20 protein-coding genes are annotated in these 21,502 nt (G+C 46.7%); 9 read left to right on the top strand and 11 right to left on the bottom strand.

Translation table 11 applies throughout. The features are described from left to right. Nucleotides 1-18 precede the first annotated feature (18 nt). Nucleotides 19-2,061 (bottom strand): bifunctional aldolase/short-chain dehydrogenase, encoded by a 2,043-nt coding sequence (locus tag CMM32_01050; GenBank protein ID MBT05497.1) that lies wholly within the window; start codon nt 2,059-2,061, stop codon nt 19-21. A gap of 138 nt (nt 2,062-2,199) precedes the next feature. Between CMM32_01050 and CMM32_01045 the strand changes: the two genes are divergently transcribed. After that, nucleotides 2,200-3,492 (top strand): adenylosuccinate lyase, encoded by a 1,293-nt coding sequence (locus tag CMM32_01045; GenBank protein MBT05496.1) that lies wholly within the window; start codon nt 2,200-2,202, stop codon nt 3,490-3,492. Nucleotides 3,493-3,570: 78 nt separating this feature from the next. Here the strand turns inward: CMM32_01045 and CMM32_01040 are convergent, their stop codons facing one another. After that, on the bottom strand, nt 3,571-3,855 hold the full coding sequence (locus CMM32_01040) for a hypothetical protein (protein MBT05495.1): 285 nt from the start codon (nt 3,853-3,855) through the stop codon (nt 3,571-3,573). A gap of 147 nt (nt 3,856-4,002) precedes the next feature. Between CMM32_01040 and CMM32_01035 the strand changes: the two genes are divergently transcribed. The 8 genes from CMM32_01035 to grxD all read left to right on the top strand — a co-directional run bounded on the left by CMM32_01035 (nt 4,003) and on the right by grxD (nt 10,072). Continuing rightward, nucleotides 4,003-4,773 (top strand): hypothetical protein, encoded by a 771-nt coding sequence (locus CMM32_01035; protein ID MBT05494.1) that lies wholly within the window; start codon nt 4,003-4,005, stop codon nt 4,771-4,773. Nucleotides 4,774-4,871: 98 nt separating this feature from the next. Next, a complete protein-coding gene (locus tag CMM32_01030) occupies nt 4,872-5,309 on the top strand; it encodes a rod shape-determining protein RodA (protein MBT05493.1) in 438 nt (145 codons plus the stop codon). A 204-nt stretch (nt 5,310-5,513) separates the two neighbouring features. Continuing rightward, a complete protein-coding gene (locus tag CMM32_01025) occupies nt 5,514-6,278 on the top strand; it encodes a phosphoribosylaminoimidazolesuccinocarboxamide synthase (protein ID MBT05492.1) in 765 nt (254 codons plus the stop codon). Nucleotides 6,279-6,285: 7 nt separating this feature from the next. Next, entirely contained in the window at nt 6,286-6,528 is a 243-nt protein-coding gene (locus CMM32_01020; GenBank protein ID MBT05491.1) for a phosphoribosylformylglycinamidine synthase, read from the top strand. Nucleotides 6,529-6,565: 37 nt separating this feature from the next. Further along, on the top strand, nt 6,566-7,255 hold the full coding sequence (locus tag CMM32_01015) for a phosphoribosylformylglycinamidine synthase I (GenBank protein ID MBT05490.1): 690 nt from the start codon (nt 6,566-6,568) through the stop codon (nt 7,253-7,255). Beyond that, entirely contained in the window at nt 7,252-9,429 is a 2,178-nt protein-coding gene (locus tag CMM32_01010) for a phosphoribosylformylglycinamidine synthase II (protein MBT05489.1), read from the top strand. Before CMM32_01015 ends, CMM32_01010 begins: the two co-directional genes overlap by 4 nt. A gap of 27 nt (nt 9,430-9,456) precedes the next feature. Continuing rightward, nucleotides 9,457-9,696, top strand: coding sequence for a BolA family transcriptional regulator (locus CMM32_01005; protein MBT05488.1), 240 nt, complete (start codon nt 9,457-9,459; stop codon nt 9,694-9,696). Between the two features lie 28 nt (nt 9,697-9,724). Further along, entirely contained in the window at nt 9,725-10,072 is a 348-nt protein-coding gene (grxD, locus tag CMM32_01000; GenBank protein ID MBT05487.1) for a monothiol glutaredoxin, Grx4 family, read from the top strand. 47 nt (nt 10,073-10,119) lie between these two features. On the opposite strand, the gene CMM32_00995 is transcribed toward grxD, so the two are convergent. The 9 genes from CMM32_00995 to CMM32_00955 all read right to left on the bottom strand — a co-directional run bounded on the left by CMM32_00995 (nt 10,120) and on the right by CMM32_00955 (nt 21,429). Beyond that, entirely contained in the window at nt 10,120-10,734 is a 615-nt protein-coding gene (locus CMM32_00995; protein ID MBT05486.1) for a 30S ribosomal protein S4, read from the bottom strand. A gap of 75 nt (nt 10,735-10,809) precedes the next feature. Next, nucleotides 10,810-11,586 (bottom strand): RNA methyltransferase, encoded by a 777-nt coding sequence (locus tag CMM32_00990; protein ID MBT05485.1) that lies wholly within the window; start codon nt 11,584-11,586, stop codon nt 10,810-10,812. 72 nt (nt 11,587-11,658) lie between these two features. After that, nucleotides 11,659-13,047 (bottom strand): cysteine--tRNA ligase, encoded by a 1,389-nt coding sequence (locus CMM32_00985; protein ID MBT05484.1) that lies wholly within the window; start codon nt 13,045-13,047, stop codon nt 11,659-11,661. 15 nt (nt 13,048-13,062) lie between these two features. Continuing rightward, nucleotides 13,063-14,730 carry an NAD+ synthase gene (locus tag CMM32_00980; protein MBT05483.1) on the bottom strand — a complete coding sequence of 556 codons (1,668 nt, stop codon included), beginning with the start codon at nt 14,728-14,730 and terminating at the stop codon, nt 13,063-13,065. 168 nt (nt 14,731-14,898) lie between these two features. Further along, a complete protein-coding gene (locus CMM32_00975) occupies nt 14,899-16,023 on the bottom strand; it encodes a nicotinate phosphoribosyltransferase (protein ID MBT05482.1) in 1,125 nt (374 codons plus the stop codon). A gap of 122 nt (nt 16,024-16,145) precedes the next feature. After that, the gene (locus CMM32_00970; protein MBT05481.1) at nt 16,146-17,525 is read right to left on the bottom strand and encodes a 3-deoxy-7-phosphoheptulonate synthase class II; all 1,380 of its coding nucleotides are present in this window, start codon (nt 17,523-17,525) and stop codon (nt 16,146-16,148) included. A 63-nt stretch (nt 17,526-17,588) separates the two neighbouring features. Beyond that, entirely contained in the window at nt 17,589-18,962 is a 1,374-nt protein-coding gene (gene gor / locus CMM32_00965) for a glutathione-disulfide reductase (GenBank protein ID MBT05480.1), read from the bottom strand. 30 nt (nt 18,963-18,992) lie between these two features. Then, complete coding sequence (gene gabD, locus CMM32_00960; protein ID MBT05479.1) at nt 18,993-20,444, bottom strand: succinate-semialdehyde dehydrogenase (NADP(+)); 1,452 nt, start codon at nt 20,442-20,444, stop codon at nt 18,993-18,995. 64 nt (nt 20,445-20,508) lie between these two features. Continuing rightward, on the bottom strand, nt 20,509-21,429 hold the full coding sequence (locus CMM32_00955; GenBank protein ID MBT05478.1) for a 2-dehydropantoate 2-reductase: 921 nt from the start codon (nt 21,427-21,429) through the stop codon (nt 20,509-20,511). Between the last annotated feature and the right edge of the window lie 73 nt (nt 21,430-21,502).

Here is a 21,502-nt window from a genome sequence, read left to right as displayed (position 1 = left end):
ACTCAAACAATTCATTGGCTAACGCAGAGCCGCAGCAATATTGCCCCCATCAACCGTTAGCACAGCACCCGTTGTCCTGGGTGATAAGGCAAGATCTACAAATGCCTTAGCCACATGTTCGGCACCCACCTCCTGTCCCAAAAGGTTGCTGCTCATGTATTGCTCCACATCTTGCCCACGAGACTGCGCGCGTGACGCGATCATTTCAGCAGTCATAATACCAGACCGGATTCTATCGGCATTTACAGCATTAGACCTAATGCCATCCCCACCATAGTCAAGAGCATACTGACGAGACAGAAACATGGTTGCCGACTTTGGAAGCCCATACGGCCCAAAATTTTTCCCAGGATTCACAGCTTGCTTAGAAACGTTAAACAAAAGTACACCCCCCATACCCTGAGTCCGCATTATCTCAACAGCACGGCTAGCCACATTCTGGTGAGCAAAGAAATTTACCTCAAAACTCCGTCTTAAAACTTCGTCTGGCACGTCCCCTATGCGCCCTTCCAACGCAATCCCCGCATTGGATACAAGGATATCAACTCCCCCACAAAGGGATTTTATTTGCTTAAAAGCCGCAGCTACCTCTTCGGGATTCGTGACATCACAACATATGGGATGCCCTCCCATAAACTCAGCTGTTGATTTTAATCCCTCCTCGGAAAAATCAAGCAAAATCACCTCAGCACCTTCACCATGGAACGCCTCAGCAATCGCCTTACCTATGGCCCCCGCAGCCCCTGTCACCACAACTACCTTTCCTGACAATTTAGACCTAGGAACCCCTCCCAACTTAGCTTGCTCTAATGGCCAATATTCGATGTCAAAAATCTCTTTCTCAGAAATACTCTCAAATTTTCCAACTCTTTCGGCATCACTCACAACGCGAACATTAGTCTCAGCTATATCAGCCACAATTTTTGCGGTTCTTAAATCCTTCCCTAGGGCAAACAGGCCAATGTCCTTCACCAAGATAACTCGTGGTAGAGGGTCTAGAGCAATTTTAGAGGTTTGTTCTTTGGAGTTATTTCGTGCAAAATAATCATGGTAGTGATTCTCGTAGTCTTGCAGCTTTTTGCCAAAATAATCGGCCCAATTGGATAACTCGTCAATTTTAGGGGGATCCACCAGTAGCGGCCACGGCTTAGTCCGAATAACATGATCAGGCGTCACTGGCCCGGACATCACTAACCGCGACGCCTCCCTCGACATACTGTATGACCTGATGGCGGCGCTGGTGCGAAAACTAACAACAAATGGATATGCCTCCCCATCTCCCTGGCCTGATACCACACACTTACCTCTAATAACTGGGCCCAAGTCATGACTTGGCACAGAATCAGCAACCGGTTGCACATTAGGCACTGCAGAATCCGGGATATTAAATTCGGCCAAGGTAACTAGCTCTATCATACGATTGTAGGATTCTTCAGCCGTCTCGCCAAAAGTGAAAATACCATGCTTTAACAGGATCAAGCCTTCAGAGGCTGGACTGGCCCTGAATACATCCAGAGCGCTTCTTGCGAGGTGGAATCCAGGCATTATATAAGGAACTATAGCTACCCTAGAACCAAAAATCTCCTGACATATTTGCGCTCCATTCACTTGATCGGTAAGGGCTAAAATAGCGTTAGAGTGAGTGTGGTCCACGAATTTGTGTGGTAAGAACGCATGCAATAGTGTTTCAACTGAGGGATTCGGGGCTGAGCTATCCATCAAACTGGTACGATGAAGATTCACCATCTCGAAATCACTCAAATTGTCCAATGCAACGCTATCTTGTAACGGCTTAAGTCTCACGGCAGGCAAACCATCTGGTTCAATTGTGTCCATGTTCCACCCTGAACCCTTGATCCGCAAAACCTCCACAGTCTGACCTAAAAAATCTTCCTCCCGGGTCTTTACCGAAACATTACCACCACCATGAAGAACAAGATCTGAAACACCACCAAGCAAACGAGAGCTATAGACCCGCATGGCGATATCCCGGCCAACCCCCTGTGCCTTGTAATATTTAGCTAGCTCTTCAGCTTCTTTTTGGGACCACAGATTTTCCATATTCCTGCTATTCGACTGTTGGAGTTAAAGTGTTTATAATCTCTAATTTAGACCCATGTTGGATATTGTATTTAGTACAATTTAATAATAAAGCCACAAATAATAATCAGCTCTCCACTTTGAAGATGAGATTAGCATATGATCCCTCGTTATAGCCGTCCCGAAATGTCATCACTATGGGAAGCCAAAACTCGCTTTGAGATCTGGCTTGATATTGAACGTTACGCCTGCGAAGCACAAGAGACCCTGGGCATAATCCCTGCAGGAGTTTCTAAAGCAATCATGGACCGTGGAAAATTTGATATTGCGCGGATTGATGAGCTAGAAAGAGACCTCAAACATGATGTAATAGCGTTTCTAACTAACGTGGCTGAAAATATAGGGGACGAAGCGCGATTTATGCACCAAGGCCTAACCTCCTCTGATGTACTGGATACGGCCTTTGCAGTACAACTCAATCGCGCATGTACTATTTTGTGCGCCGATCTGGAAAATTTATGTATTGTGCTGAAAAATAGGGCGCATGAGTTCAAGCATACCGTTTGCGTGGGAAGGAGCCACGGGATACATGCAGAAACAACGACTTTTGGACTGAAGCTTGCATACGCATATTCTGAGTTTACACGAGCAAAAGAGCGCATTGAAGCGGCACAAAAAGAGGTATCAGTTTGCGCAATATCGGGAGCGGTGGGAACCTATTCTACCCTGGACCCTGAAATTGAACAGTATGTTGCAAAAAAATTAGGTCTAACCCGCGAAATAATTTCTACTCAGGTGATCCCCAGAGACCGTCACGCTATGTTTTTTGCCACATTAGGAGTTGTGGCAGGTTCGGTGGAACGATTATCGACTGAAATTCGACATCTTCAACGCACAGAAGTTCGGGAAGTCGAAGAGTTCTTTGACTCTCGTCAGAAGGGCTCCTCTGCCATGCCACACAAACGGAACCCCATTCTCACAGAAAACCTAACGGGCCTAGCCCGGGTAGTGCGTTCCACGGTAGCACCAGCAATGGAAAACATTGCCTTGTGGCATGAACGAGATATATCTCATTCTTCTGTAGAACGCTTGATAGCGCCGGACGCCACAATAACCCTGGATTTTGCCCTTAGTCGACTGACTAAAGTAATAGAAAAACTACTGGTTTACCCGGATAATATGGTTCGGAACTTGAATAGTTTAGGTGGCCTCATTCATTCTCAACGGGTTCTCCTATTACTCACTCAAGCCGGACTCAGCCGGGAAGCGGCCTATCGTGCCGTGCAGCGAAATGCAATGAGCACGTGGGAGCAAGGAAGTAGCTTTAGAGAAAGCCTAAAAACGGACCCTGAAATTGCAGACCATATCCCACAAAATGAATTAGATCGAATTTTTGATTCATCCAATGAACTAAAATATCTGGACGACATTTTTAGCCGCGTCTTTTCTTAAACCCAGAGAAATAGGTCAACTTTTTAGGTGGTGTATATGAGTTTTATTCATGTATAAGCTGCTGCTTCGCCACGGACATCAACTGATCCGTCTCATATCCAATTTTGAAGGATCTATGACCACGCTTCCTTTTTCAAAGTCGGCAAAAATCTTCCGAAGAACGTCATTATCGCCCGGCTCATCAAAATCAGCCAAAACAACTTCTCTTGCATAGAGATCGGCTTTCGCTCCTGAGAATCCAAGCTCATCTGGGGCCCAAAGCCCTAATCGCTTATTTCTCCCAGGCCGTCGCCTTAAATTGTAGTTCCTAATGATGCTGAAATCGGCTTTCAACGCCTTTTCCCCATTCTTAAAAGTGCTTATTTATTTTTCTCCCAAACTATAATTCACACCTATATACCATTATGTAAGATACTTATGAAAAAAAACGTTATCTTGTTTGCAAGTTGATACGCCAATTATGGGGACCACGTTGCCCAAATCTACATATAAATCAGGTTATGATTTCAGATGTGTACTTTGATAATTTTGCGACGGCCGAATCATAAGTGGCCAATCATAATCGGCGCAAACCGAGATGAGGCTCTGGGTCGACCCTGGCTATCCCCGGCACGGCATTGGCCCGATCGGCCAACGACTGTTGGTGGCCTGGATAAAGAAGCTGGAGGAAGCTGGCTGGGCATTAACGATTATGGGGTAACCGCAGCCATTCTCAATCGCACAGGTACGTTAGGCACTGAAGCAAATAAACGCAGCCGTGGAGAACTAGTATTGGAGGCACTCGAGCATGCCGACGCCTCATCCGCTGCACAATCTCTCTCCAACATAAATGGTCTGGCGTACCGCCCCTTCAATATGGTTGTTGCTGACAATAGGGATGCATTCTGGGTAGCCCATCGCTGCGCCCAGCAATCAGATAACATTCATGTGCAACCAATACCCTTCGGATTATCAATGTTGACATCCTGGGATATCAACGATTATAGGTCCTCTCGAATAAAAACCTATCTCCCCGTATTTAGAAAAACAACGGAACCCATTCCAGAATCTGATAATTGGCAATCCTGGAAAGACTTGCTAGCCAGTCGTGTCCATGAGCCTCAGGCGGGACCAACAGAAGCAATGCGTATTTGGACGGAAACGGGGTTTGGGACAACCTCAAGTTCCTTAATCGCCTTACCCTCTATTGAATTTTCTACTGTCCCACCAGTTTGGCACTTCTCTGATGGGTATCCCAGCCCATCACCCTACTACCGGATAAGGTTCTCAACAGAGAAATAAAATCGTCGTGGATCGTGCTCTTATTCTGGACGTACGCCCCATAGTCCGGGATAATGGACCACGAACTCGCCTAGATCAGTGCCTTCAAGGAGGAATAAATGTTCAAAAATTTATACTTAAAGCTTGCGCTATTAGCTACCGGCTTAATTTGCTTAACACCGATCGTGGTACATTCGGATGATGCCATGGAGTCAAATGTCGGAACTCGTGTGTATATAATTAGCCCGGTGAATGGAGATACTGTTTCCTCCCCTGTGACTATCTTGTTTGGACTAGATGGTATGGGGGTCGCTCCAGCAGGAGTGGAAAAGACAGGCACTGGGCACCATCACCTAATCGTTGATGCTGCACTGCCTCCACTCAACGAACCTATCCCTTCCGACGAAAATTATCGCCACTTTGGTGGTGGACAAACCCAAACAACAATTGAACTCCTTCCAGGGAAACACTCTCTCCAATTGTTATTAGCAGACCACTACCACTTGCCACATAATCCACCAATTCACTCAGAAGTAATAACCATAATAGTCGAGTAATTTTACCCGAGCAAACACACATCATAAAGGCACCGAATTTTGGGTATAGTGCGGCCCTTCCCCTGGTAATATATGCTATATTTGGGATGGGGCCGTTGTGTGTGGTTTACTTATAGGTTAAAAGATCGATAATCTCTTTGGCAGCTTTAGCCATAACAGTATGACCCGTTGCTAAAACTCCTATATCTTTGGAAAGAGACAAACATGTCGCGGCGAAGACAAATATACGAGGGCAAAGCCAAGGTGCTATTTGAAGGCCCGGAGCCCGGCACTCTTGTGCAGCACTTCAAGGACGATGCGACCGCTTTCAATAATAAAAAGAAGGGAACTATTACTGGCAAGGGGGTATTAAACAACCGAATCTCAGAATACCTAATGACAAAATTAGGCGCAATTGGGATACCCACCCATTTTGTTCGCCGCCTTAATATGCGGGAACAACTTGTAAAAGAAGTTGAGATCATACCCATAGAAGTTGTCGTGAGGAATGTAACCGCCGGATCCTTAGCCAAAAGATTTGGGCTTGAAGAAGGGACAGCCCTACCAAGATCTATCGTTGAATACTACTATAAGTCTGATGAACTAGATGACCCAATGATAATGGAAGAGCATATAACAGCTTTTGGCTGGGCCTCACCAACAGAACTTGATGAAATATTAGCGATGGCTCTCAGGATAAATGATTTTCTATCTGGATTATTTCTGGGACTAGAAATCACGCTCGTTGATTTCAAGCTAGAATTCGGCCGTCTCTATGAAGGAGATGAGGTTCGAACGGTTTTGGCGGACGAGATAAGCCCAGACAATTGCCGTTTGTGGGATTTGAAAACTAACGAGAAACTTGATAAAGATCGTTTCCGTCGTGACTTAGATCGAGTGGAAGAAGCATACCAAGAAGTAGCTCGGCGCCTGGGAATCTTCCCGGAGGGAAGCCCTCGTGATCTTCATGGTCCTGATACAACTCAATAGAAAAACCTTGAAAGTTCGTATTCATATAACTCTTAAGCCCAGTGTGCTAGACCCTCAGGGGAAGGTCATCGAGCAGTCTCTTAAGAGAATAGGCTTCCCTCAGGTAGGTCAAGTTCGTCAAGGAAAATTTCTTGAACTCACTATTAATGAGACAAAACCTGAAGATGCGGAGGCAACGGCACGGCTAATGTGCGAAAAACTTTTAGCAAATACCGTTATAGAAGACTATTCCATTGAGATAATAACTTGATTAACTATTCAACTTTAATAAATAGCCGGCTGTTCATATGAAAGCTGCTGTGGTCGTGTTCCCGGGATCAAATTGCGATAGAGATGTGGCGTCAGCCCTTCGAAAATATGCCTCAGCAGAGGTCAAGATGGTATGGCACGGCGAATCAGCACTCCCCGAGGTAGATTTCATAGCGATTCCTGGTGGGTTTTCTTATGGTGACTATCTACGAGCTGGCGCCATAGCCGCCAGATCTCCAGTAATGGAATCGGTGCTAAAGAAAGCCTCCGCCGGGATACCCATTCTTGGAATATGCAACGGATTTCAAGTCCTGACAGAGTGTGGATTGCTACCTGGGACATTACTTCGAAATCGTGACCTGAAATTTATATGCAAAACTGTTACACTAAAAGTAGCCACTTCGAACTCCATCTTCACTAGCGGTTTCAAGAGAAATAACATGGTTTCCATGCCAATAGCCCACAATGAGGGAAATTATCATGCCGACCCTGAAACCCTTGAACGCCTGACTTCTGAAAACCGGATTGCCTTTCACTACTGTATGAAGGACGGCTCTGTTAATGATGATAAGTCTCCCAACGGCTCCCAAATGTCTATTGCCGGCATTCTCAGTAAATCTCGCCGGGTACTAGGGATGATGCCACACCCTGAAAGAGCTACCGACTTGGAACATGGAAGCACAGATGGAAGAGCCATGTTCGCCGCGTTGGTGAATGAGCTTGTATGACTTCGGTTAACCTAAAATCTGCCCAGGGAATGGGTCTAACAGAGGCAGAGTACAATCGTATCAAAAAGATATTGGGACGCTCCCCTAATTTTACTGAACTCGGTCTCTTTTCCGCCATGTGGAGCGAACACTGCTCATACAAATCTTCGAGAAAATGGCTGTCGAAACTTCCGACGGAGGCTCCCTGGGTTATTTGCGGACCAGGAGAAAATGCTGGCGTCGTAGACATTGGAGATGGCCTAGCTCTGGTTTTCAAGATGGAGAGCCACAACCACCCTTCATATATTGAACCATATCAAGGCGCCGCAACCGGAGTTGGCGGAATTCTGCGAGATATCTTCACTATGGGCGCCCGCCCATTTGCTTCACTGAATTGCCTTCGTTTTGGCCACGAAGATCACCCAAAAACCCGTTATTTATTAGATGGCGTAGTTGCGGGAATCGGAGGCTATGGCAACTGCATGGGTATTCCTACTGTGGGAGGCGAGTGCACGTTCGATACTCGATACGATGGAAATATCCTTGTCAACGCCATGAGTGTTGGGCTTGCAGCAGCAGATGGCATCTTCTATGCCCGTGCAACAGGGGTAGATAGCCCCGTTGTGTACGTGGGTTCAAAAACGGGTAGAGATGGGATCCACGGCGCCACTATGGCCTCAGCATCTTTCGACGAAGACTCTCAAGATAAGCGTCCGACTGTTCAAGTGGGGGACCCATTCACCGAAAAAAGACTTCTAGAAGCCTGTTTGGAATTAATGTCAAGCGATGCGATAACAGGCATTCAAGATATGGGTGCTGCTGGCCTGACATCGTCAGCTATAGAAATGGCATCTAAAGGGGAAGGCGGCATAGAACTGGATATGGATTTAGTGCCGAGCCGAGAGGAGGGCATGACCCCTTATGAGCTCATGCTTTCAGAGAGCCAAGAACGTATGCTCATGGTTCTAAGGCCGGGGTCCGAAGCCCAAGCTAGGGGAGTATTCGAAAAGTGGGAACTAGATTTCTCAGTCATTGGCAGGGTCACCGACGGTGATCACATAGTCCTAAAAGCAGGAGGAAAAGTGGCGGCCTCGGTACCAGTAAAACCTTTAGCCGATGGTGTTAGTTATGAACGACCCTGGGTAGAACCCCCTATGCCACCCCAGCTTCCTGCCCTTCCCGTCTCATTACCTGCACCATTAGAAATTCTCAGCAAAATGCTTGGAGGCAAAGACCTCGCATCACGGAAATGGATCTGGGAACAGTATGATTACTCCGTAATGGCAGATACCGCAACAGGACCAGGCTCCGACTCTGCTGTGATTAGAATACACTCGTCTAATAAAGCTATAGCTGTTACCGCTGATTGTACTCCCAGATACTGCGTGGCGGAACCCAAAGTAGGTGGAGCACAGGCCGTTGCCGAGTGCTGGAGAAACCTTACCTGCGTCGGCGCCCAGCCACTCGCTATTACAGATTGCTTAAACTTTGGAAATCCAGAAAAACCAGAGGTAATGGGCCAGTTTGTAAAAGCGATTGAAGGGATGTCGGAGGCCTGCCGTGCCCTGAACTTCCCAGTCGTTTCTGGCAATGTCTCTTTTTACAATGAAACAGAGAATTCTAATATTCCACCGACTCCCCAGGTTGGCGGCGTTGGAATATTAGAAGATATCGGCCTACGCTGTGACCTAGCTCTTACGGCTCGATGCAATAGAGTGCTTTTAGTCGGCGGTGCGCCAAAGCATTTGGGGCAGTCTCTTTTTGCCAGAAATATTTTTAATGGAGACTTTGGGTCTCCCCCTGAAGTAGACCTCTCGTTGGAATATAAAAACGGCAACTTCGTTCGAAAGTTAATCAAAGAACGGCTAGTAACGGCTTGTCACGATATATCGGATGGCGGCTTGTTAGTCACCATTGCAGAGATGTGTTTGGCTGGAAACCTGGGGATTACGCTAGAAGGTGAGGAAACCGCAAGTTGGCTGTTTGGGGAAGATCAAGGCCGGTATATTCTGACTACAACTGAGGAGGCTGTCGGTATTATTTCCGCAAAAGCCTTACGGGCAGAGGTTAATTTAGCTGAAATAGGGAGGGTCGGAGGAACCGCATTGACACTAAATTCAGGCGATGCAATACCAATCCAAGCACTAAACAAGTTGCATACAGGGTGGTTTCCATCCTATACCAACGTTAGCTAAAACTAATTTTATTCAAAGGAAGTTAAAATGGCAATGGATGCCTCTGAACTAGAAAAATTGATTTTAGGATCCATGCCTGACGCGAAAATTCGAATTGATGACCTTAGAGGTGATGGAGATCACTACGCCGCTTACGTGACGTCAGAGGCGTTCAGAGGGAAAAGCCGCGTTCAGCAACATCAACTGGTGTATCAAGCACTAAAAGGCGCCATGGGGGGCCAGCTTCATGCCCTAGCACTCCATACGTCGGTCCCAGACGAAGTGTAGGTAAAAGCGATAACAAAGGAAAATAAACATGGCCAACGACCAGAATAACCCAACATTCGAGCGAATCGAACAGGAAATAAATGACCACTCTGTGGTGTTGTTTATGAAAGGTACTCCTATATTCCCACAATGCGGGTTCTCCGCCATGGTAGTGCAAGTGTTAACCCACCTGGGAGTACAATTCAAAAGCGTCGATGTCTTGAATGAGCCAGCAGTCCGGGAAGGGATAAAGCAGTACAGTAATTGGCCGACAATTCCCCAGCTTTACGTTAAGGGAGAATTTGTCGGGGGATGCGATATTATTCGGGAAATGCACGAGGCTGGAGAACTGAGCTCAGTGTTCAGCGAAAAAGGCATAGAATTAGGGGTAGAATAAGAAAGTACCGCACCCCCTTAATAGGTGGAATCCAATTTTGAAAATACCTACCGAGAGTAGTACTCAATCACTAAATTGGGTTCCATTTGGACTGGGAATGGCACATCCGATAAAAGTGGTGTCCTAATGAAAGTACCTCTAAGTTTCTCAAAGTCCACTTCCATATAATCAGGTACATCCCTCTCTGGTGTCTGGATGGCTTCAAGCACAACCGGATGTTGCTTCGATTTTTGCCTTACTTCCACCGCATCACCCTCCCGCAAGCGGTAGCTAGGAATGTTCACACGTCGATCGTTAACCATGACATGCCCATGGCTGATTAACTGCCGCGCTGCAAACACCGTAGGGACAAACAGCATCCGATAAATCACAATATCCAATCTTCTTTCAAGTAGCCCAATCAGTTGCTCACTCGTGTCACCACGTGCCAACACCGCCTCAGCGTATATTCGCCGAAACTGCTTTTCATTGATATTACCATAATATCCCCGTAATTGCTGTTTAGCCCGCAGTTGGGTCCCATAATCGGAGACCTTGCGCCTTCGCTGCCCATGTTGGCCAGGCCCGTATTCCCGAATGTTAAATGGGCTTTTTGGACGCCCCCAAAGGTTTACGGACAACCGCCTGTTAATCTTATATTTTGAGCTCTGACGTTTACTCATTGATACTCCAGCTTGTTAATACGGGACCCCACGAGGAAAAGTGAAAAATGCACTATAAGCGCGGATTTCCTAACGTCAACCATCGTTCGTCATTTTCCTGGGATCCGCACCGTGGCTAACAAGACCAGAGATAACCCCTCTGAAGGTCTTAACTTCCTGCTCCGTTAGGTGCGATCGTTGAAAAATATTCCGAATACCTCGAACCATATGAGGACGTTTCTCTCGTACTCTGAAAAAACCACATGCATCCAGCGCCCCTTCCAAATGGTCAAACAGCCCATGTAAGTCCTTTTTAGTCGCTGGCCTACCCTGGCCCAACTCGAGAACCTCAGCTAACCGTCCTGAATCCAGCTGTAAAAACCATTCATAGCCAAGTAAAAGCACTGCCATAGCCAAATTAAGCGACTTGAAATCGTTGTTCGTAGGTACAGATACAACAGCATCCGATAATGCAATATCATCGTTATTTAGCCCGCTGGCCTCAGGCCCAAAGAGCATACCAGGATATTTTCCGGCGTTAACATCTTCAAACATGCTAGCTGCAGCTTTATTGGGCACCATTACCACTTTTGTCAAATCACGCCGCCGCCCTGTCATAGCATATACAGTATGCAGATCCGCAATAGCGGCCTCAGTGCTCCCAAAGGTTTTAGCACCGCGTAACACTATATTTGCACCGGACGCGGTGGCAGTTGCTTTTTTATCAAGCCAGTCAGCCCGTGGCGCTACCAATCGCAAATCAGTTAGGCCAAAATTCAGCATCGCCCGAGCCACAGTTCCAATATTCTCCGCGAGTTGCGGCTCTACCAAAATAACTGCTGGGCCCGCTTTTAATTCTTCCGTTCTATCCACAGCTCCTACACCAACTTATTTACCTACTGACCAGACACTAAATTTCCGTTGCGAAACTACAATTTGCCAAAATCATGTCGACCACCGCCATACAGTCTGACCATCCGGCTTGTCTTCGAGGATCACGCCCTGCTCTGTTAATATCTTTCTAATATAATCGGCCTTCTCAAAATCTTTTTCTCTTTTTGCCAATGTTCGCTGTTCGATTAAGGATTCAATTTTAGTCTTTTCCCTTGTTTCAGTCTCAGGTGAACCACCTTGGAACCATATGCGCGGCTCATATCGAAACAACCCCAACATTTGAGCACCTGCAATAAATTCCTCAATATGCCTGGATCTCCCGTCATCGCCTGCAAGAATTCTCCCACACATAGAGTCCAAGACAGATATTGCTAACGGAGTGTTCAAATCGTCTCTCAAAGCTTCCAAAAACTTACTCGATGGATCAACATCAGATGGAGCTCCGAGTGAGGCGGCCCTGTACCATCGGTCCAATTTGTTCTTTGAAGTCTCTATTCCCTGAACCCGAAAATCTAGCGGCTGCCTATACTGAGTGCCCAACATCATTAGGCGAATAGATTCACCTCGCCACATTCTCTGGCGGTCTCCAACCCCCAACAACTCCTTCACGGTATAAAAATTATTTAATGATTTGGACATCTTAGTACCCTCGGATTGGAGATAGCCATTATGCAACCATACACGGGCGAAGCCAGTGTCTGGGTATGCACAACAACTCTGCACTATCTCATTTTCGTGATGTGGAAATATTAAATCCTCACCACCCCCATGAATATCAAAATCTGCACCAAGATATTCTGTGCTCATTGCTGAACACTCTATATGCCAACCTGGACGGCCTCTTCCCCAAGGTGAGTCCCAGCCCATTTCGCCTTTCTCTGAGGGCTTCCAAAGCACAAAATCACCTGGATCTTTTTTGTATGGGGCTGGCTCTACCCTAGCGCCCGCTACCATTTCATCCCGCGACCGTCCAGAAAGCATCCCATAACTAGGAACACAAGGAACATGAAACAACACATGCCTTGAGGCTACGTACGCGAATCCAGCGTCGACAAGCCTTTTAATCATCTGGATCATGTGGCGAATATGATCCGTGGCGCGAGGCTCATGATCAGGATCGATAGTACCTAGTTGAGCAATATCTTGATGGAATTGTTTAACAGTTCGTGACGTGAGCTCTTTTATTGGTTCACCTAATTCCTTGGCACGCGCTAAAATTTTATCATCGACATCTGTAATATTTCGAACATACGTGACCCGCGGATAAGAAAATTTTAGTAACCGATACAACACGTCAAACACTATAATCGGTCGAGCATTACCTATGTGTATATCACTGTAGACGGTTGGCCCACAGACATAGAGCTTTACCTCATTCGGGTTTAATGGAACAAATTTACTCTTGGTTCTGCCCAACGAATTATATAACTGTAAAGTCATGATTCTTATGATAATTTAATTATCTAGCCGAAGATAACCATTAGTAATGGGATAGCGACGATCCCGACCAAAGGCCTTACCAGTTATTTTAACCCCAGGTGGACCTTGCCGCCGTTTATACTCTGCCAGATAAAGAAGGTTACGCACTTTTTTCACTAAGGCCTCACTATACCCTTTATCCATTATCTCTACATTACTTAGCTCCTGCTCTATCAGACAATTTAAGATATCATCCAATACGTCATACGCGGGCAAATTATCTTGATCAGATTGATCTGGCCGCAATTCGGCCGAAGGGACCTTCGTAATAATAGTGGCTGGTATCACCTGGCCCTGCGGGCCTCGGAACCGATCTTCCCAATGTTTGTTTCTCCATTCGCAAAGTTCGTATACCTTTGTCTTATAGACATCCTTCAGAACTGAAAATCCACCGCACATATCACCATATAAGGTTGCATATCCAACTGACATTTCAGACTTGTTTCCGGTAGTTAGGACCATCTTGCCCAATTTATTGGAGATAGCCATCAAAATAAGGCCCCTTATACGAGCCTGTATATTTTCCTCAGTCGAATCCGGGGCATATCCAGAAAAAATTTCCCCTAACATTCCATCAAATGAAAGGTGGGCTTGCTCAATCGGTATAGTTCTACATTCTACACCCAAAAGTTGAGCACAGCTCTCCGCATCGTCCAAACTATGCTGTGAGGAAAAACGAGATGGCATTCTTACGCACAAAACTCTTTCCGGACCCAAGCCATCTACCGCGACCGCTGCGGACAATGCAGAGTCGACTCCGCCAGATAAACCCACAATAACACCAGGGAATTTGTTTTTTTGAACATAATCTCTTATACCCACCACCATTGCTGAATAAACAGCCTCTAGACCTGTAACCTCCGGAGCTATGTTCCCCTTCTTACACGACCACTGTCCATTATCCAAAGCGTTCCACCGGGTCATGGCTACCGATCTCTCCCACCGGGGAGCCTGCAAACACAAAGTATTCTTTGCATTTAGAACAAAGGATCCACCATCGAAAGCTAACTCATCTTGTCCACCAACTTGGTTTACATAAATTAGGGGAAGTCCTGTTTCCTGTACGCGAGCTACCGCAAAATTTAATCTGCTATTTTCTTTAGTAATCTCATAGGGGGAACCATTCATGACCACCAAAATCTGTGCCCCCGACTCACTCAAAGTCTCCGCAACTTCCTCAAACCACATATCTTCGCAAAGCATTATTCCTATTCTGACGCCACGGAAAGGAACAGGGCCGGCCACTGGCCCTTGCTTAAAAACCCGAACTTCGTCAAAAACACCATAATTTGGCAAATGACGCTTGAACCTTTGGGCGGTTATTTCTCCTTCATCTAACAAGAGTGCGGCGTTGTACAACTGCCCCTCATAATACCATGGTGCGCCCACTAATACCGCTGGCCCCCCATCCAGTGTCTCCACCGCCAGTTTCTTAACCCAACTCTCTACATCCCGACAAAATCCAGGTTGCAACACAAGGTCCTCGGGGGGATATCCAGTGATCGAGAGCTCCCCACTTACCAGAAGGTCCGCTCCTTCACGGGCAGCTTCCGAGCGCGCCTGCCGTAGCATAACTACGTTGCCCTCCATATCTCCAACGACCGGGTTCAATTGGGCCAGTGCTATACGAAAATCTTTATTCATTCCTAATCCGGCAATTTAATGAAACAACAATTCATCTCGAATAAAAGGGCTAGCTCCGTTGGCCTGCCTGGACATTTTTATACTTCAAAATTAATGCTCACCACGACCCTAATCTCTATCTTAATCCTATATCTAGATCACCTACTCTGAGAAAAAGCAGCTATCTCTCTAATCGTCCTTTCGCAGCAAGAACTCTCGGCCTATTTTTACCCCCGATTTCCCATCATAGGTGATAATATCTGACGTGGCATAGGTTTCTGACCAGTTTTCCGGTAAGTAGGAACCCGTACCCACAATATCTATCGGCGCTTTTACCTGCCCCATTAACTTACATTTAGCCATATCAAATCCAGAACTCGCTACAATTTTTACATTCTTATAACCAGATTCATCCAAATTAACTCTCAAATGATATAAGGCAGCAGCTGTTACTCCTGTGCCAACCAACCACCTCAGTTCGGTCTCAGTTCTGTATGTGCGAACTGCCTCAGGAACGTGGCGCTCCAATACACTGTAGGACCGTGCCGTGTCCAACCCTTCCACAAAGCGTCCGCCATGTGTGTCTATTCGAAGACTGAGCCTACCCTCCTCAGCAAAGGCAGAGAAACGTCGGCATACTTCGATAGAATCTGTTATTTCCTGACCATAATAATCAATCAAAACTGTTAGTGGCAGTTCGGGAAACGTCTCGTGGAACATTTCCGCAGCCTTAATAGTAGAACCTGCATATCCTATTAAAGCATGCGGCATGGTGCCAAACCCCGCTCTTTTCCCAAAATAATGCGCGGTGCCGTCGGTTGCGCAACCGATAAAACCCACTGAACCCGCATTCTTTTTTGCGCTTGCAGAACCGACGCTGGCAGCATACGCCATAAGATCAGCCATACCCGCACCAGCGCAATGCCGAGCATCCATGGCAAGAAAAGAAACCTTAGGCAAGTAGGTGCACATGAGATAAGCGTTGTAAGCCGCTACACAGGGCGCCCCCAGTCTTTGAAGGTAGGTCGTTTCTAGATCAACCAAATGAGACATCTGGCCCGATATATAGAATAGCACCTCTCCCGCTCCAACATGGTCACCCTCGCTGAAACAGGATTCTATAGAAAATTTGGTTTCTCTTTCAGTTGCCGCTGTTTCAATCCACTCAAAGGCCAGCTTCGGACAAAAAATAACCGGCCTCCGCATGAAAACCGCATATGTCACTTCACTATCCCCGTTACGTCTGACTATTTCTCGAGTTCGCTTAAAATAGCTATCAGAATGGGCTGAGAGGTAGGATTCAAAATCAGACATATCGCAAATCAGTCATCAAAGTTAGGTGGTGTAAATAGCATGCTACGGCAATTAAACCCCTGATACAGGAGCCCCAGTTCGTCTGGCCGGTTTCTGGTTTAAGCCTTTAGAATATTTCACTCTTACGCAGCCGTTGTCTCTCCCGAAATATCATTCCTTTGTGCCTTCAACTGCTCTGCAATCAAAAAGGCCAACTCTATGCTTTGGGAGGCATTTAGTCGAGGGTCGCAATGCGTGTGGTATCTGTCTCGCAGACTTTCTTCACTTATTTCTTGGGCACCACCAGTGCACTCGGTTACATCTTGGCCAGTCATTTCAAAATGTACCCCACCCGCATAAGTACCCTCTGCCAAGTGCGCGCCAAAAAATTGCTCCACTTCGGAAACAACGCGATCAAATGGCCGCGTTTTGTAACCCGTTGATGATTTAATAGTATTCCCATGCATCGGGTCACAGGCCCATAAAACGACCTTCCCCTCCGCCTTTACCCGGGCCAAAAGAGGTGGAAGCAATTCACCTATCTTATCAGCACCCATTCTAGCAATCAGTGTCAACCGGCCAGCCTCATTGCCTGGATTTAGGATATCAATAAGTTTTAGAAGCTCTTCTTGGTCCATGGACGGGCCAACCTTAACGCCAATCGGGTTCTGTACGCCCCGCAAAAACTCTACATGTGCTTCGTTCAAGGATCTTGTGCGGTCACCAATCCATAACATGTGAGCAGAGCAATCATACCAACTGCCAGTGGTACTATCCACACGGGTCAACGTCTCCTCATAACCCAACAACAACGCCTCGTGGCTCGTAAAAAAGTCCGTCTGACGGAGTTCAGCAACCCCATCGGTTGTTAGACCGCAGGCCTCCATGAAGGCGAGGCTCTCCCCAATTCTGTCCGCCAAGTCTTGGTATCTCTCCGATTGCGGGCTACCCGAAACAAAACCAAGATTCCAACGATGCACTTCATGAAGGTCAGCATATCCTCCCTGAGCAAAAGCCCGAATAAGATTTAGAGTTGAGGCTGCCTGAGAATAAGCCTGTAACATCCTTCCAGGATCTGGCAGGCGGGACATTTCAGAAAACTCGATACCATTGATGATATCCCCTCTGTAGCTAGGCAACTCAACACCATCTTGAGCCTCGACATCAGACGATCTCGGCTTAGCAAATTGCCCAGCCATCCTTCCAACTTTAATCACCGGTAACGCAGCTCCATAGGTTAGCACCACCGCCATTTGCAACAAAACCCTGAAGGTATCTCTAATGTGGTCTGGATGAAACTCTGCAAAACTTTCCGCGCAATCACCTCCTTGCAAAAGAAAGGCGTGTCCATTAGCGGCATCCGCAAGCCGACTTCTTAGGCTTCTCGCTTCGCCCGCAAACACTAGCGGTGGAAACATTTTTATCTGATCCTCAACTGCCGCTTGGGCTCTTGGGTCAGCATATACGGGTTGATGTTTTATCGGGAGCTTGCGCCACCCCTCTAAACTCCAAGCCTCAGTCATAAATTCACCTATCCTTCAAAACTCACATCAATTACCGCAGACTATCGTAGTATCAATAAAGACTTATTCAAGGGGACCAACTTTTGCATCATACATTGTAACAAACTCTTCGGCCGCTGTCGGGTGGATAGCCATTGTAGCATCAAATTGTTCTTTAGTTGCACCACATTTTAAGGCCACCGCCATTCCTTGTATTATCTCCGGTGCATCCTCCCCAACCATATGGCAACCTATTACCCTACGAGAACTCTCATCGACGACGAGTTTCATCATTGTCCTCCCCTCGTCACCACTAACAGTAGCCTTCAATGGACGAAATTCCGACTGATAAACAGAAACAGATTCAAACCTACCGCGTGCTTCTTCCTCCGTCATACCAACTGTGGCAACTGGAGGCTGACTGAACACAGCACTTGCAGTGCTGTCATAATCGACTGTTTTAGGGTCTTCATTATAGAGTGAATCAGCCAATGCTCGGCCTTCTGCAATAGCCACAGGGGTTAAATTTAGGCGGTCCGTGCAGTCTCCAATAGCATAGACATTTGGAACGCTTGTTCGGGACCACTCATCAACCTTAATAGCCCCGTTTTCCGATAACAGTACGCCTGCCTCCTTAAGCCCTAGCCCAGATGTATTTGGATTTCGTCCCGTAGCAAAAAGAATTTCGTCTGCCTCTATTGTGGCACCACTTGAAAGTTTAACCTTATACCCTTCTGAGACCTCAGTCACATTACTGATAGTCACCCCCGACTCCACTTTGACCCCCTTTCGAACCATCTCGTTCTGCAAATGGCACCTCACATCCCAGTCGAAACCTCGCAAAATTCGGCCTGCCCTTATTACCTCAATCACTTCAACACCAAGACTGTTAAAGATGCCACAAAACTCTACCGCTATATACCCGCCTCCTACCACAATTAATCTCTGCGGAAGTTTCTCAAGAGAAAGGGCCTCGTTTGAAGTAAGAAAAGGACCGGACCCCATGCCATCTGGAATCTGCGGCCAGCCACCAGTCGCAACCAGTATATTCTTTGCCGTTACTTCCTGACGTCCTTTATCGGATTCGACCATGACCTTGTGTTCATCCAACAAACAGGCCCTACCCGACAGCACCTCTACTCCCGCCTTATCCAGCATATTTTGATAAATTCCATGTAACCGATCCAACTCCAAGTCCTTACGCTTAATTAACTTCTCCCAATCTAAGGTTACATCTCCTGTAGCCCAGCCATACCCCACTGAGTCGGAAACCTCTTGGGCGAAGTGGGCAGCATAGACTAAAAACTTCTTCGGAATGCATCCCCTTAAAACACAGGTGCCTCCCACACGATCGACCTCGCATATAGCTGATCGAGCCCCGTAATTTCCAGCACGGCGAGTGGCTGCCACACCACCGGACCCAGCTCCAATTGTTAATAAGTCGTAATCAAATTGCATTTTTATAACCTTACGCCCGATCTATAACCATTATATGCCACCCATACATAGGTACTTCGTTTCTAAGAACTCGTTAAGGCCTTCTCTTGCACCTTCCCGGCCTAAACCTGACTCCTTGAATCCCCCAAAAGGGGCCACTTCTGTAGAAATTATCCCCTCATTTATCCCAATCATGCCGTATTCAAGCGCTTCTGCGACCTTCCAAATTCGACCTATGTCCCTACTAAAAAAGTATGCGGCAAGTCCAAACTCAGTGTCATTTGCCATCTTAATGGCCTCCGAATCTGTAGAGAACCGAAATATTGGAGCGACTGGGCCAAAGGTTTCCTCTTTCGCTACCTTCATATTATTAGTCGCCTCAGAGAGCACTGTGGGTTGAAAAAACTGCCCACCCAATGGATGTCTTTCACCTCCCACCATTAGCCTCGCCCCCTTATCTAGTGCATCCTTAATGTGCTCTTCGACCTTTTCCACAGCGGCCATGTCAATTAATGGTCCCTGTGATACCCCGTGGTCCAAGCCAGATCCCACCTCTAGTTCTCCAACCGACTGAGCAAACTTACGGGAAAATTCCTCGTAAACACCATCTTGTACTAGAATTCTGTTAGCACACACACAAGTTTGACCTGTATTGCGGTACTTAGAAGCCATTGCCCCAGCTACCGCCTCTTCCATATTGCAATCATCAAAAACGATTAGCGGGGCGTTCCCACCCAACTCAAGGGAGACCTTTTTAACTGTTCCCGCACACTGCGACATTAGTTCTTTGCCGATTTCCGTGGAACCTGTGAAAGATAGTTTTCGTACCGTCGGATTGTGGGTCATTTCTCCACCGATGGCTCGAGCAGACCCGCTAAGTAAATTAATTACGCCTTTTGGAATCCCAGCACGATTTGCTAACTCGATCAGCGCAGTCGCAGTGAAAGGGGTAGAACTCGCTGGCTTTATAACTATTGGACAACCCGCAGCAAGCGCTGGGCCGGCCTTGCGTGTAATCATGGCTGCTGGAAAATTCCATGGCGTAATTGCAGCCACAACACCTACTGGTTCCTTGGTTACCACTATCCGCTTATCAGCAATAGTTTGCGGTATTACATCCCCATAGGCTCGTTTTCCCTCCTCTGCGAACCACTCTATAAACCATGACGCATAGACTATCTCGCCTTTTGCTTCGCTCAGCGGCTTCCCTTGCTCCATGGTCATAAGCAAGGCTATATCATCCAAATTTTCCAAAATTAAATCGTGCCACGCTCTAATCAACGCGGCCCTCTCTTTGGCGGTCATCGCCCTCCACCCTTTCCACGCTTGATCCGCTGCAGATATTGCCCTTTTGGTCTCTGCCGCGCCCGCATTAGGCATGGTACCAATCACTTTTCCATCAGCTGGATTAGTAACTTCAACAGTCTCACCAGAATCAGCATCGACCCATTCGCCATCTATGAAACACTTTTGACAAAATAATTTCTGGTCCTTGAGTTTCATTCTCCCATCCCGTCCTTTGTTCAACTCACAACCCCACTTTAGCTTAAACCATGAGACAGTCTGCTCAGACCGCTCCATCTTTTAATAATTTTAACGCCGCGTATATGAAACTATTTACTGGTGTAGAAATACCTACCTCTTTCCCCAAACGGACCACTGCGCCGTTCAGCCAATCAAGCTCCAATGGCTTTTTGTGAAGCACATCATAGTGCATGGAAGATGTCATTGCATGAGGCATGCTATCATACATTTTCATCACTTCTGAAGTACCATTTAAGCCAACCGAAATACCCTTGGCTTCAGCTAGAAGCAGCAATTCATGAACAGCCCCTTCCAAGAGTGACCGACAGTCCCGATCATCACGAATTTTTCCTATACTCGAGCGAGTTAAACTCGTCATACCATTGTGAGGACAAAGAAAAACAAACTTCTTCCATATATTTTGTTGAATGTTATCAGACAGCGTCGCCTCAATAGAGGCATTTTCACAAACTTCTAGAAAATTAAGTGCTCGTCTACTTCGGGTACCATCTAGTTCTCCAAATTCCAACCTGGCCATTGGTCCCGTTTGTTGGATGACGCCGGGCGACTTAATCAATGATAAAATATAGGCAACTCCGCCCAATACACTCGATTCCCCCAACTTTGCCATCAACCTACACTCATTCTCAACGCCATTCTGTAGAGTAATTACAGCAGTATTCTGGCCCATCATTGGCTTGATCAACGCAATAGCCTCATCTGTCTGACCACTTTTCACGGTCACTAGCACGACATCCACTAGCCCCACCCGCCTAGGATCATCAGTCGCGAGAACTGTCGGGAGCTCTATATCCCCCGACTCACTCTCCACTTTTAATCCATTACGCTGCATAGCCTGTAAATGGGGTCCCCTTTGGATGAATGTCACATCATGACCAGATTTTGCCAATTTCGCCCCAAAAAACCCGCCTACTCCGCCAGCGCCAATAATTCCGATTTTCATTTTTCAAAACCCCTAGATTTAAGCTAATTAGACCTTCCGCGGATCTAACAACCAGCTCTTCAAGTCACTTATT

The organism is Rhodospirillaceae bacterium, assembly GCA_002728255.1.
Classification (GTDB): domain Bacteria; phylum Pseudomonadota; class Alphaproteobacteria; order UBA7887; family UBA7887.
This window is presented reverse-complemented; position numbering and strand designations above follow the sequence as displayed.